A 12,921-nucleotide genomic window follows, 5' to 3' on the forward strand; every position below is an offset into this window, starting at 1 on the left:
CCCGCTACTCTCCTATTTTTGTTTCGGCAACGGCTCGTTCCATTGCCTTGATATTTCGCTCCGCCAGACGCCCGAAGCGTTTCTCCAGCGGCTCTTTCACCGATTCCGGAGAAATAACGCCGGTCGCCTTTATCATGGCACCGATCATGGTGGTATTGACGATATTGACTCCCAGTGTCTCCAGGGCTATTGTATCGGCATCCACGAGGGCCAGCCTGGCGTTAATACCGAAGTCCTTTTTAACCTGCGCAGCAGATTTTCTGGTATTGATAATAACTATGCCACCTTCTTTCAGCCCCGAAGTTGCATCCAGAATAGATAAAAGGCTCGGGTCCAGAATTAAGACCACATCGGGCTGGTCTACCTCCGCCCTGTTCCGAATGGGCTCATCCGGATTGATTCGGTTGAAGGCCAGAACCGGAGCCCCCCTTCTTTCCGGACTGAAACTGGGAAATGCCTGGGCATATTTGCCCTCACTGATGGCCGCCTGGGCTACCAGTTCCGCTGACGTAACTGCTCCCTGACCGCCACGACCGTGCCATCTGATTTCGGTGAGTTTATTTTTTGTCATTGCATACTCCTGACCATATTGAAGCGCCCCTGGGGCGACTTGAACGCCCGCCCCCAGCTCCGGAGGCTGGTGCTCTATCCGTCTGAGCTACAGGGGCCGCTGCTACTATTATAGCCTTGAGGGTAACGTAAGGGCAAGGTAAGATAGTTATCGCTTAAAGGGGGTAACGCGGATATTGTTGCGGCAAGCGTTTTCCAGTCAATAAACATGAATCAGGCTTACTCCAAAAACCGACCCATTATAACCATCACGGGTGAATAACGCAAGTATTGACATTTAGTCTCGGTGTCAATAAAGTGGAATAGCAAAGGAGGCGCGGATTGGTCTGGATTAAACTTATCCTCTGTATAGTCGTTATTTTTATCTCCGGAAGAAAAGTCGCTCGATATGGTGACATAATTGCCGAAAAAACCGGACTCGGTGGCATCTGGATAGGCCTTATTCTCATTGCGGCGCTGACCTCGATGCCCGAGCTTTTCACTGGGGTAAGCGCGGTAACGCTGGTCGATGCTCCCGGTTTGACCATCGGCAACCTTCTCGGCGCCAACATGTTCAATCTGTTCAACCTGGCACTTCTTGACATGTTTCACCGCAACGGTTCCATTCTGGCTATCGTGGGCAAGACGCATCGTCTGACCGGGATATTCAGCCTGATAATGGTTGTCTTCGTTGCCATCTTCATCCTGATAAGCAATAGATTCCATATCATGGACATAGGCTGGATTGGCTGGTATACGCCCTTTATCATTCTGTTGTACGTCATTTTCGCCCGCATAATATACCGTTACGAGCAGCGCCACCCGTCTCTGAAGGAGACGGAATTCGAGTACGCTGATAAGTCTTTAAGGCACGTTTATCTCTATTTCTCAATAGCCGCCGCCTTCATCATCGGTGCCGGCATCTGGCTCCCCTTCATCGGTGATGAGATTGCTGCGATTTACGGATGGGGGCAGGGCTTTGTGGGCAGCCTCTTCCTCGCCTTCACCACCACCCTGCCCGAAATAACCGTTTCCTTTGCCGCTATGAGAATGGGGGCCAACGACCTGGCCGTGGCCAATCTGATTGGCAGCAACCTGTTCAATTTGACCATTATCCCCCTCGATGACCTGCTCTATGTCAAAGGACCTATACTGGCTGCGGTCTCTGAGACCCACCTCGTCACTGCTTTCACGGTGGTGCTCATGACCATCGTCTTCATCATCGGGCTGAGCCACCGACACCAGCGCCTTTTCCGGTTGAGCTGGTGGAATGTTACTCTGTTTCTGCTCTTCCTTCTTGGTGCTTACTACAGCTTTCAGCTGGCTTGAGGACTGTTACTAAAACAGAAAGTCCCAGGCGAGTAAGACAATAAGGAAGAGGAGCACGACCAGCACCATGACTCCCAGCGGTATCCGGTAGCGGTCAGGGTTGAATGTCGACGGTTCAGGAGCTGGCTTCTCGGTGCGCAGTAGAACATGGCTGGCATTTTTAACTCCGACGACGAAATAGCCGGCAGGGTTGTCGCCCAGCTTGACCATATACCGGGCAAGGCGAAGTGAAAGACGTTCTACAGCCTCAAAGAGCTCGCTGATGGACACGCTAAATACCTTGAAAGCGATACGTGATGGCCTGCGGTAGAACCAGTCTGTGTCCAGTGTAATCGTATCCTTAACGTGGAGGCTTTTCAACACCAGCCAGAAGGCAAGCCCGGTGAATATGAGCAACTGCATCGTTTCGATTAAGTGTGAGGAGGTATAGGGCTGGTAATGCACCGCAAAGGGGAGGAGATTGTAGAGCAGTGCCGGGTAAACGCCGATGGCAATACAGATTGCCGATGTCAGCCCCATCCCTATATACATTCCCGGTGGCACCGGTTCGGGCTTGAGGTTGCGGTCGGTGCTGAACCAGGTGAAGTACGGCAGCTTCAGCCCAATGGAGAGGAAGGTGCCGATGGAGGCCAGGCTGAGCAGGAGTACTATGATACCAAAATGCTCCAGTTCGGCGGCATATACTACCATTGATTTGCTGACAAAGCCGCTGAAAAGCGGGACGCCGGAAATGGAAAAGGCCCCGACCATGAAAAATATCAGGGTGGGCCACATTTTCTTGAACAGGCCACCCAGTTCGGTCATCTTGTTGCGTCCGGTGGCATAGAGGACGGTTCCCATACCCATGAACAGCAGGCCTTTATAGAGAATATGGGCGAAGGCATGGGCGATAGCACCATTTACTGCCACGGCAGTGCCGATACCAACGCCGCAGACCATGTAGCCAACCTGGCTGATGATATGGTAGGAGAGGAGTCGCCGCCCGTCATTGGCCAGAAACGCGAAAACAACGCCATAGACCGCCATGATAGCGCCCGCCCACATCAGTAATTCCAGGCCGGCAAAGCCGCGGGCAAGGGCGTAAACGGCTACCTTGGTGGTGAAGGCGCTGAGAAAAACGCTGCCGGCAACCGTCCCTTCTGGATAGGAGTCAGGCAGCCAGCCGTTCAAAGGTGGTACGGCCGCGTTGAGGGCAAACGCGAGAAGGATAAGATATGAAGCAATACCGCTATCAAAGTGCGTGAACAGGAGAGAGCCGGTTTGCTGCAAATGCAGGAGGATACCGGCCATGAGGATGCTGCCGCCGAAGGCGTGTACCAGCAGGTAACGAAATCCGGCCTTTCTTGCCCCCAGTGTACGTCTCGCCCAGATGAGGAAGAGCGAGGAAACGGCCATGATTTCCCAGAAGAAAAGGAGCGTGAACAGGTCGCCGGCAAAGACCACCCCCAGCGAACTCCCCACGTATAGCAACGATGTCACCTGCTGCAGGTTATCTTTCACATGGTAGCCATAGATGCTCCCGAGGAACCCCATGATGACAAAGACATACCCGAAAGCCATACTGAGCCGGTCCACCCGGCAGACCATCAGGTCATAGTTGAGGAAGGGCAAGCTCAGGCTGGCCCCGACTTCCAGATTTATCAGGAATACAAATGCGACGATTGAAATTAATACGTAGAAAACTGAACGCAACTGCCGCGGCAGTAATGGCAGCAACATCGCCCCGACAACATATATAATCGCCAGTGGGAAATTACTCATGCTCATCATCTCTATCGTAATAATCCTCGTCTCGCTGCAGCCAGTGGTGGCCGAGCAGCTTGGCGCCATAGATTATCGCCAGGCAGCCGAGAAAGCCGAACAAAGAGAAGAAGCCGGGTATGTACGACCATGGGAACTTGACATGCACGTGTCCGATTACCACCAAGAGGTCAAGTATGATAAAGACAAGCAATATGGCAATGGATGCCATCAACCGTTTTCGTTTCACGGGCCACCTCCACCCATAACGCTCTGTGCCACGTTTGAAGCAAGCTGGAAGAAATACGGGACACGGTCCGGGAAAAGCCCCATCAGGAGGGAGAGCACTGCAGTTATCGCCAGGGGAACAACCATTAATGGTGAAGCCTCGCCAAGCTTGGTGAACTTATCCGATGGGGCAAAAAAGGCGCGCGCTACAATGCTCAGTAAATAACCGGCATTGAGCAGCCCGCTGAGCAGGAAAGTGATGGCGAAAGCCATCTGCCCGACGTCTAGCGAGCCCTGTACCAGGTACCATTTGCTGATGAATCCATTTACCGGTGGAATCCCGGCCAGCCCCACCGATGCGATGGCGAATGCGGCCATGGTGATTGGCATCTGCCGGCCAAGGCCGTTGAGTTCGCTGACGTTCTCGCAGTGGGCCTTGACGTGGATGGCCCCGGCGCAGAAAAAGAGCGTGATTTTCATCATGGCATGGTTGACGATGTGGAGTAAAGCGCCAATCCAGGCGCTCGGTGAGAATAGTGCCGTACCGAGGACGATATAGGAAAGATGGCCCACGGTGGAGTAAGCCAGGCGCGCTTTAAGGTTATCCTGGCGCAGGGCGATGACTGAGGCCGCCAGTATCGTGAAGGCAGCAAGCGCAGCAAGGAAGCTCGCCGCGCCGCTTTCGTTGAACACCGCCGGCCCAATGATGAAGCCAATCGCTCGGGCAAAGCCGAAGACCCCGGCCTTGACCACGGCCACGGCGTGGAGCAGTGCGCTCACCGGCGTCGGCGCCACCATCGCCGTGGGCAGCCAGCTGTGCATGGGCATGATGGCCGATTTCACGCCGAAACTGAGCAGGAAAAGGGTGAAGAGCATGATGACGCTGCTCTTCGCAACATGTGCTGGCAGGATACCCCCGGCTTTGAAATCAACCGTGCCGCTCAACTGATAGGTAAAAGCCAGAGCGAAGATGAGGAAAACGCCACCGGTAAGCAGGTAAACCAGGTACTTGCGGCCACCGAAGATTGCCTCCGGTGTCTCTTTATGCAGCACAAGTGGATAGGTGGCGATGGTCAGAATCTCGTAAAAGATGACCAGGGTGAGGAGATTGGCGGCGAAGGCGATTCCCATAGTCGCCGAAAGGCAGATGGCAAAACTGGCGAAGTAACGTGTCTGCTTGTGTTCTGACATGCCCCGTACGTAGCCTATGGAAAACAACGAGGTCAATATCCAGAGGAAGGAGGCGGAGAGCCCGAAAATAATGCCCAGCGAGTCCACTTTCAGCGCCAGCGATATGCCTGGGGAAATGGAAAAGAGGGTTATCGCGAGTGATTTTCCCTGAAGGACGATGGGCAGCATTGATGCTACAAGGGCGAATTTAGCCAGCGCTGCCATAATCGTCCAGGATTCGCGGACGTTTGGTCGCTGGTTCGGAATGACGATGAAAACAACGGCAACCAGTGAGACCAGTACCGCGAGCAATGGCTTCAGCGAATAGACCGTTTCCATCAGTTTAAACTAATTATCCGTTTTCCTCGCTATGGCAAAAGCGCCACTATAGGGTTTAATACATATGAGACTATAAGCGCGTTTATCAGTCCCAAAATTATTATGCCTATCGCCAGGATGAGAATGGGTACTAGAATCCTAGCCGGAGGCTCTGTCGCCTGCTCTACCGCTGAGTCGTTGGTGGAAGGTGTAGTGAAGAGCTTTTCAATCATGCGGAAGAAGTAGACCGCAGTCAGCAGGCTGCTTGCCAGAATAACGGCGACAAAGGCCCAGTTATTGGCCTCTATGCCGCCCAGCACCAGGTACCATTTGCTGAAAAAGCCGGCCATGGGCGGGATACCCACCATGGATAAAGCAGCCACGGTAAAAGCGCCCATCATCAGTGGCATCTTGCGCCCCAGACCGGCAAACTGTGATATTGCATGCAGCCCGGTCTGGTACCTGATGCCGCCGGCAATTAAAAAGAGGCAGCTCTTCATGAAGGCGTGGTTCAGAATGTGAAGCAAGGCCCCGATGAGGCCAAACGGATTGGCCAGGCCGATGCCCAGTCCGATATAGGCCACCTGGGCCACGGTGCTGTAAGCGAGCATGCGCTTAAAGTCCTTCTGGGCAATGGCCATCACCGAGCCAAAAATAATGCCTGCCGCCGACACCCAGCCAATTATCGTGGTCACCGGCAGGATATCAATGAAATATTGGGGTTGGAATATGGTGAGCATCATGCGCACGATAACATAGGCGGCGACCTCAATCTGTATTGCCGCCAGGATTGCCGCCACGACGGGAGGCGCATAGCTGTGAGCATCAGGCAGCCATACGTGCAGCGGGAACAGCGCCATCTTGATTCCCATGCCGACAATAATCAGCGCCACGGCGGCCATGATGGTGGGTGAACCATAAAGCGGCGGCAGGCGCTGGGCGGCGTCTGCCATATTGAGCGTGCCGGTGGAAAAATAGATAAACCCCACGCCCAGCAGGTAAAAACTGCCCGCGATTGTCCCCAGTATAAGGTAGCGGAAACTGGCCACCACCGCCTTATCCCCGCCAAGCGTAATCAGCGCGTAGCTGGCTAACGAGTATATCTCCAGGAAGACAAAGAGGTTAAAAAGGTCGCCGGTAACCACAACGCCAACCAGTCCGGCGATGAGCAAAAGGATTAGCCCGTAAGCGGGAATGCCACGTCGGGGGGTATGGTATAGTCCTGCTTGCGGCGGGTAAATCACCGCAATAAGGCCGATGAACACGATGATTAAAGCCATGAATGCCGAGAGGTGGTCGAGGACATATTCTATGCCGAAGGGCGGCGGCCATCCTCCGAGAAAATAGCGTAGCTCCCCGTCAGAAAGGACGCGGAAAAGCCCGGTACCGGCGGCTACCAGTGCCAGCGCCATGCCAATCGCCGCCGTCGCATAGGCCCATCGAAGCCGCCATATCCCAACCAGCGCCGAAATAAAGCAAAACAGTAATAATGGCGCGAGGATAAGAATCGATAAGCTGGACATTTACTCCGAATTCTCTTTCATATTTGCCATTATCGCCCCATCATCCAGAGTTTTATAGGAACGGTAGATAACGATGAGAAAGGCCAGGGCAACACCGGTAAGGGAAATCGCCACCACAATCCCGGTCAGTATCAGTACATGCGGCAGAGGATTAACGTACTTGGCCGCCTCCATACCGAGTAATTCATCGATGACCGGCACCGAACCGCCTAGTTTGGTAGCACCCTCAATAAAGAAAAGAAAGATGGCGGTCTGAAAGATGTTCATCCCGATGAGTTTTTTCAGCAGGTTGCGCTTGCCGAGCATCCCGTAGAGGCCGATGGCCAGCAGGATGACGATCATGAAGTACACGTACCGGGACAGGAATAAATCAATAACTACCATCTTTCACCAACCAGGTTATCGAAAATCAGCACCAGCGTGCCGAAAACGGCCAGGCCGATGCCTACCTCCACAATCAGGATACCGAGCGCCCTCAACTCGGCACCATGCACCCAAAAAATGGGCAGGCTTCCGTAGTCCAGAAAAGCTCCACCGAAGGCCATGGGAACCACCCCGGCAAGGCCAAAGATGAGCATGCCAGTGGCGCCTAATGCCAGTGCCAGTTTTGGGGAGAATTTACGATAAGAGATTTTGGCACCCAGATACAATCTCTGCAGTATGACGCTCACGGCCAGCAGGACTCCTCCCTGGAAGCCTCCGCCCGGCCCATAGTGCCCGTGTATGATAACGTAGAGCGCAAAGAGTTGAATGAACGGTATCAGCAGGCTACATACGGTCTGAATGATGATGCTTTGATAGTGTAGCTTTATCATTTACCTTTCTCTTCATAAGAATCAGGATACAGGCCAGCCCGGCAGTGAAAATCACTATCGTCTCACCTAAGGTGTCATAGCCGCGATAGTCGGCCAGGACTGCGGTAACGACATTCGGTGTATGGGTATCCCCCACCGAGTCCTCAATATACGTCGGGGAGACATGGACATTCGCCGGGGCCTGTGGGTCAGCATGGTCTGGCAGGCCAACGGTGGCGTACAGCATCAACGCCACGAACAGTAGCATAATAAGCCCATTAAACCACTTCAATCTTCTGACCTCCGTCGGGTAAGAAATAGGGCCACGATGAAGAGCACCCCGCTTATCCCCGCCCCCAGCGTTGCTTCGACGAAGGCAACATCAATTGCTCCCATCTGGCTGAAAAGCAGCGCCACAAAGAAACTGTAGGCAGCAAGCGCCGCCACCGCCGCTAAAAGGTCATGCACGGACAGCGCGATGAGCGCAGTTATTACCAGTATCACCAGCAACCAGAAATCTACCTGCCAGATCATGGCTGTTCGGTCCTTTTTCCCTTTTGTGCCGCTTTCTGCCTTGTCCAGGGCTGGAGGCCGGTACGCAGTGCCGCCCGGGCAACAGCGTGTATGGCCGTTGGATTGGCGATCAAGGCAAAGAACAGAATGAACAGTATTTTCACAGTGCTCAGTTCCAACCCGTTGTAGACGGCGAGGCCACCCAGCACCAGTATTGAGCCCAGCGTCTCCGATTTGCCCACGGCATGGGTCCGGGCGTAGAAATCGGGAAAGCGGAGTAGCCCCAGGACGCTTACCGTCAGGAAGAAAACGCCGGCCGCTATCAGAATAATGGCTATTACCACTCCTGCCATCAGAGCCTCTCCCCTCCCCGGTCAAAGTACTTGCCCAGCACAATGACGATGACAAAGTTGAGCAGCGCGTATGCGATGGCGATATCGATGAACATGTTGACGCGTTCAAAGAGAAAACCGATCAAAATCAGTATAACAAAGCCGTTGGTTCCCACCAGTCCGGCGGCGATTATCCGATCGAAGATGGTTTTGCCCACCGCCACCCTGTACAGCGAAATAGCAGTAAGCACGATAATGAATACGGTAATACCCAGAAGGAAAGAACTCATTGTTCGAGCTCCTCCAGAGAGTAAACCCAACGGACCTCTGGTTTTGGCTCTTTCTCCTCCAGGTACACCTTGGCTATCCTGTTCTGCATCTTTCCTTCTACGAGACCCGAAGCCAGTGGTGGCTTCAATGTATGAATAATATAGTTGCCGTCCTCTAAACTGGTAGTGATGGTGCCCGGTGTTAGAGTGATAGAATTGCCCAGCGTTACCTGAGCAATTCCCTTGCGCATCCGGGTGCGGAAAAGGAGCAGTACGGGCTCGATCGGCATTTTGGGGTGGAGCACAAGGTAGGCGACCTGCACGTTCGCCATAATGATTTGAAGCACCAGCCAGGGAATGTAAAGGAGAAAACGCCACATCTGCAGGAGAACCTGTCCTGCCTTGATATCCAGTCGTTCACCACGTTGAAGCACGGAGTAGAAAAGGTCGTTGGTGAGGAAGGTTACCAGTGCGGCGGAAATGGCACCGATGATGATGTATTTGGCTTCATAACGACCGGACAGCAGAAGCCAGAAGGCAAACAGGACAACAAATTGCAGGGCAATGCTGAACAATCGATTCTGGCCGTGAATCGTGATTTTAGGCACGTCTAGAGTGTCTTCGATTATTTCCGACACTTCTGGGTCAGCAACAGGGCTTTGGTTCCGCTCTTCAAGAGACATTGTTTCTCCTGCCATAAGCTTAGACTTTTGGTCTGAACCACGACTTCCATCGTCTTGCCGGTAATGGTCAATAATAATACTTATTTATCAATTTTATAAAAGTCAACAGATATGCTTATCGAACGGATATCCCGGGCTGTAAAGCTGATTAGTTTTTATATTGTACCATACTAAATGATATCGCATGGCCCTTTTTACATCTGATTAAGAATTGCCCTCAAAAATCTTTCTCAGGTAGACTACCGATTTTCGAGCTATCGGTTCCGGATCTCCTTTCGGAACAATAACCACTGACGCCGAGCCCTCAAATCTTTCTTCCCCCAACACGCGGACGATATTTGGCCAGTCCAGCGTCTCTTTCTCTGTGCTGACGCCCGGAGGCAATCGACTTGGCTCATAAAGATGAATGTGCCTGGCCAGACCCCTGGCGGCTCTGATGCCGTGTTCTATCGATGGTTCTGCCACGTAGAGTTGGTGGGTATCCAGCATGATGCTGAAATTTGGGCTGCTGATTTTCTCGACCATGGCCATGACTTCTGCATTGGTATTGAATAAGCTGGTGTACTCTGCCTCCGCGGGCTCCAGCATGATAATTGCCTCGGCTTTTTCAGCATGCCCGGTAAGCTCACGGAATATCTCCTCGGCAAGCTTTAGCATGTCATCTTTGCTCATTCCCGGAATTCCCCTGCCCCGCGACGCTCCAAGACCCACCCTGGCTTTAAAATAGCCGGCAAAGTCCAGCATTCGCTTGAAACCATCGATTGCTTTCTTCCGAACGGCTGTGTCCTCGTGCAGAAGCGCCATCCCCTGGGCAGCAATACGGCCGCTGTTCACCACCGGCATTACCGCACCGGTTCCTCCCAGCATTCGACCGAATAATTCCGGGTCGGGAGTCCGTTCGGGGTCGGGCATGAACTCGATGCCGTCATATCCCCAGCTCATCGCGGTCCTGCCCAGTTCCTCCGGGGTGCCGGTGAGCACCTTCACCACAAAGTCCAGCTGCAGCATGTCCGGCGTTGAGGCAAAGAGGCAGAACTTTACTTTCGACATATAAAATCTCCTTTTTCGACCTGACAGTCTATCATATATTTCCTATTTGATTCTTTCCTGAAGTTTTTTCATTTTGGTTTGCAGTTTGGCACTGTCCAGCACTTCTCTGTTAACCAGGGTTGTCGGTATCTCGTTGCGTAGAATCGTTGCCATCTGCCCAACGATGATATCCCACATGGTGCTGAATGTCTGGTCGGTCTGTGCCAGGGCGTGGGGGCTCAGGACGACGTTGTCCATCTTGAGCAGCGGGTTATCGTTCTGAACCGGTTCCTGTTCAAAGACGTCAAGTCCGGCACCGCGTATCCAGTCTTCATTCAGCGCCTTAATCAGTGCTGTTTCATCAACTATCGGCCCGCGGGCGGCGTTTATCAGGAAGGCAGACTCTTTCATCATCTTCAGTTCTTTTTCGCCGATTATATGCCGCGTCTCTTCATTCAGCGGGCAGATAATGCACAGGATGTCTGACTCTTTCAGCACGGTATCAAAGTCGACCAGCTGTACTCCCACATCGGCAACTGCTTCCGGCTTGAGGTATGGGTCGTAGGCAATGTGCTTCATTTCAAATGGCATGGCCATCTTGAACATCTCATGGCCGATGTTGCCGACGCCCACCGCCCCTAAAGTTCTCCCCACCAGCCCCCAGCCCTGATAGTGGGACTGTTCCGCCCAGCGCCCTTCACGAATCAGTTTATCTTTGGTCAAAAGGCGCATATTCAGGGCAAGAATGAAGGTCATATACACTACAGCCATCGGGCGTCTTACCGCATCCGGCGTGATGAACAGCATGATGCCGGCGTCGGTGAGGGCGGGCACGTCCAGCCTTTCGTAGCCTACCCCGCCCCGGTGTATGGAGACGAGTCGCTCATTTCCAGCAAGACTCTGCCTTGTCCACAGCGGCCTGAAGCTGACCACCATGTCAAGGTCCTCTATCTGGTCCGGCGTTACTTCCCGTTTGAATTCCGGGAACATCTGGTATTCCACACCGGGCATATCATCGAGCAGCTTCAATCCCGGCCCGGGCATCCAGAATTTTCCTTTTTCATCGAAATAATCCCTGGTCAGTCCGATTCTGGCTTTACTTCGCAAACTGGTCCTCCTTTAGGTAAATTTCTGTATTCAACATTGAATATCTATAAAGATTAATTCCACAGGCTCTTTTTTGTCAAATATAGTAATTACCCTGGACACCTACTCACACGTTGCGCCGGGGCTTCAAGAGGCGGCAGCCAAGAGATTTGATGATATGTTCAGCAAGCATCCAGAAAAGCAACTTATCGAATCGTAGCTAATTCCTGCTAACTAATCACTAATCAAAAAAGACCTATCCTTAACTGGGCCGATATCTTGTTATGCGACCTTCCACGGTTTATAATTCTCCCATACGAATACCCTTCCTGATAAGGGGGCAGTCAGATGAAATATCTAATAATCATTTCTGTGTTAGCTGTGGCATTAGTTGGTGGTGGCGTATTCTTTTGGATGAGCATAACTAACCTGACAGATAGAGTTACTGAACTCCAATACAATCATGCTACACTTCAAGGCAGTTACAATAATCTGCAGGCCAGTTATAACACACTTGATACAGACTATAGAACTACTCTCAATAACTACAATCAGCTAAATGATAATTACCTCACACTTCAGGGGTCATATGATTCTTTGAATAGGATCAATCAATCCCTTACAGTCAAGATTGGAGAACTAGAAACGAGTCAAGAAACCCTCGAGAAAGAGTATGATAACTTGAATCGAGAAGTATTATTGTTAAGGTCAGAAAACAGAGAGCTTGAAAGAGATAACGATTATTTACAGGGTATCGTTGACGAATACGAGAGTGTGCCCAACTCATATTACTCAACTGGCACATTTAAGCATTACGAAAATACTTTTGAAGAGTTAAGCAAGTTCCTTACTTCCGACTTCAAATTACCCAGAGACTATGAACTACACGTGTTTGATTGCAGCGAATCAGCAGCGTACCTTGAGTGGGCTTTGGAGAATGCTGGATTTTGGGCAGAAATTGTTGTTGGTCCAGACCCTGCGGGAGAAGCTGTACTTGACCATGCGTGGGTGATTGCATATACATCAGATTATAAAGTAGCTATTGAAGCTACTGCGCTGACTACCAAGGATAGATATGCGTGGTTATCTTGGGGGAGAACACCCGGTGTGATATATGAAGATGATGACCTAATAGATTACTGGGAGAACTACTACGAAAACTATGACAAAACATTTAAGAATATATATGCAGCAATACGTCAATTTGGTACTGGTCGGGAATGGAACTGGTGGGAAGGGTCTTTTGGTTTTGAATAGTTAGTAGCAAATTAGTAGCAGAATGGATTTTAGTCGTCGGTTTTTGGTAGAATTTGAAGCTGGGAGAGGTGTCCGAGTGGTTCATGGTGCCGCTCTCGAAA

14 protein-coding genes, 1 tRNA gene and 1 pseudogene are annotated in these 12,921 nt (G+C 51.8%); 2 read left to right on the forward strand and 14 right to left on the reverse strand.

Annotated elements, in window-relative coordinates:
* Nucleotides 1–4: 4 nt before the first annotated feature.
* The gene (locus KKD83_10870; protein ID MBU2536644.1) at nt 5–571 is read right to left on the reverse strand and encodes a 2-oxoacid:acceptor oxidoreductase family protein; all 567 of its coding nucleotides are present in this window, start codon (nt 569–571) and stop codon (nt 5–7) included.
* A gap of 24 nt (nt 572–595) precedes the next feature.
* Nucleotides 596–668: transfer RNA gene (locus tag KKD83_10875), tRNA-Arg, on the reverse strand.
* Between the two features lie 223 nt (nt 669–891).
* Between KKD83_10875 and KKD83_10880 the strand changes: the two genes are divergently transcribed.
* Nucleotides 892–1,878, forward strand: coding sequence for a sodium:calcium antiporter (locus KKD83_10880; protein MBU2536645.1), 987 nt, complete (start codon nt 892–894; stop codon nt 1,876–1,878).
* A gap of 9 nt (nt 1,879–1,887) precedes the next feature.
* On the opposite strand, the gene KKD83_10885 is transcribed toward KKD83_10880, so the two are convergent.
* The 12 genes and pseudogenes from KKD83_10885 to KKD83_10940 form a co-directional block, all read right to left on the reverse strand.
* Nucleotides 1,888–3,639, reverse strand: coding sequence for a Na(+)/H(+) antiporter subunit D (locus KKD83_10885; GenBank protein MBU2536646.1), 1,752 nt, complete (start codon nt 3,637–3,639; stop codon nt 1,888–1,890).
* Nucleotides 3,632–3,868 (reverse strand): hypothetical protein, encoded by a 237-nt coding sequence (locus KKD83_10890; GenBank protein ID MBU2536647.1) that lies wholly within the window; start codon nt 3,866–3,868, stop codon nt 3,632–3,634. Before KKD83_10890 ends, KKD83_10885 begins: the two co-directional genes overlap by 8 nt.
* Nucleotides 3,865–5,355: a monovalent cation/H+ antiporter subunit D family protein gene (locus KKD83_10895; GenBank protein ID MBU2536648.1), complete on the reverse strand. Its 1,491-nt coding sequence runs from the start codon at nt 5,353–5,355 to the stop codon at nt 3,865–3,867. Before KKD83_10895 ends, KKD83_10890 begins: the two co-directional genes overlap by 4 nt.
* A gap of 29 nt (nt 5,356–5,384) precedes the next feature.
* Nucleotides 5,385–6,857: a monovalent cation/H+ antiporter subunit D family protein gene (locus tag KKD83_10900; GenBank protein MBU2536649.1), complete on the reverse strand. Its 1,473-nt coding sequence runs from the start codon at nt 6,855–6,857 to the stop codon at nt 5,385–5,387.
* The gene (locus KKD83_10905; protein MBU2536650.1) at nt 6,858–7,241 is read right to left on the reverse strand and encodes a cation:proton antiporter subunit C; all 384 of its coding nucleotides are present in this window, start codon (nt 7,239–7,241) and stop codon (nt 6,858–6,860) included.
* Nucleotides 7,235–7,672 carry a sodium:proton antiporter gene (locus KKD83_10910; protein ID MBU2536651.1) on the reverse strand — a complete coding sequence of 146 codons (438 nt, stop codon included), beginning with the start codon at nt 7,670–7,672 and terminating at the stop codon, nt 7,235–7,237. Before KKD83_10910 ends, KKD83_10905 begins: the two co-directional genes overlap by 7 nt.
* Nucleotides 7,626–8,185, reverse strand: a pseudogene (locus KKD83_10915) (DUF4040 domain-containing protein). Before KKD83_10915 ends, KKD83_10910 begins: the two are co-directional and overlap by 47 nt.
* Nucleotides 8,182–8,517 carry a monovalent cation/H(+) antiporter subunit G gene (mnhG, locus tag KKD83_10920; GenBank protein MBU2536652.1) on the reverse strand — a complete coding sequence of 112 codons (336 nt, stop codon included), beginning with the start codon at nt 8,515–8,517 and terminating at the stop codon, nt 8,182–8,184. The pseudogene KKD83_10915 and the gene mnhG overlap by 4 nt, the downstream one beginning before the upstream one ends.
* Nucleotides 8,517–8,786: a pH regulation protein F gene (locus KKD83_10925; protein MBU2536653.1), complete on the reverse strand. Its 270-nt coding sequence runs from the start codon at nt 8,784–8,786 to the stop codon at nt 8,517–8,519. Before KKD83_10925 ends, mnhG begins: the two co-directional genes overlap by 1 nt.
* Nucleotides 8,783–9,448, reverse strand: coding sequence for a Na+/H+ antiporter subunit E (locus KKD83_10930; GenBank protein ID MBU2536654.1), 666 nt, complete (start codon nt 9,446–9,448; stop codon nt 8,783–8,785). Before KKD83_10930 ends, KKD83_10925 begins: the two co-directional genes overlap by 4 nt.
* 204 nt (nt 9,449–9,652) lie before the next feature.
* Entirely contained in the window at nt 9,653–10,498 is an 846-nt protein-coding gene (locus KKD83_10935; protein ID MBU2536655.1) for a sugar phosphate isomerase/epimerase, read from the reverse strand.
* Between the two features lie 42 nt (nt 10,499–10,540).
* Nucleotides 10,541–11,584: a dehydrogenase gene (locus KKD83_10940; protein MBU2536656.1), complete on the reverse strand. Its 1,044-nt coding sequence runs from the start codon at nt 11,582–11,584 to the stop codon at nt 10,541–10,543.
* Nucleotides 11,585–11,911: 327 nt separating this feature from the next.
* Between KKD83_10940 and KKD83_10945 the strand changes: the two genes are divergently transcribed.
* Nucleotides 11,912–12,820, forward strand: a complete 909-nt coding sequence (locus tag KKD83_10945; GenBank protein MBU2536657.1) for a hypothetical protein — start codon at nt 11,912–11,914, stop codon at nt 12,818–12,820.
* Nucleotides 12,821–12,921: the final 101 nt, after the last annotated feature.

The organism is Chloroflexota bacterium, assembly GCA_018829775.1.
In the GTDB taxonomy this organism is placed as follows: Bacteria; Chloroflexota; Dehalococcoidia; order Dehalococcoidales; family RBG-16-60-22; genus E44-bin89.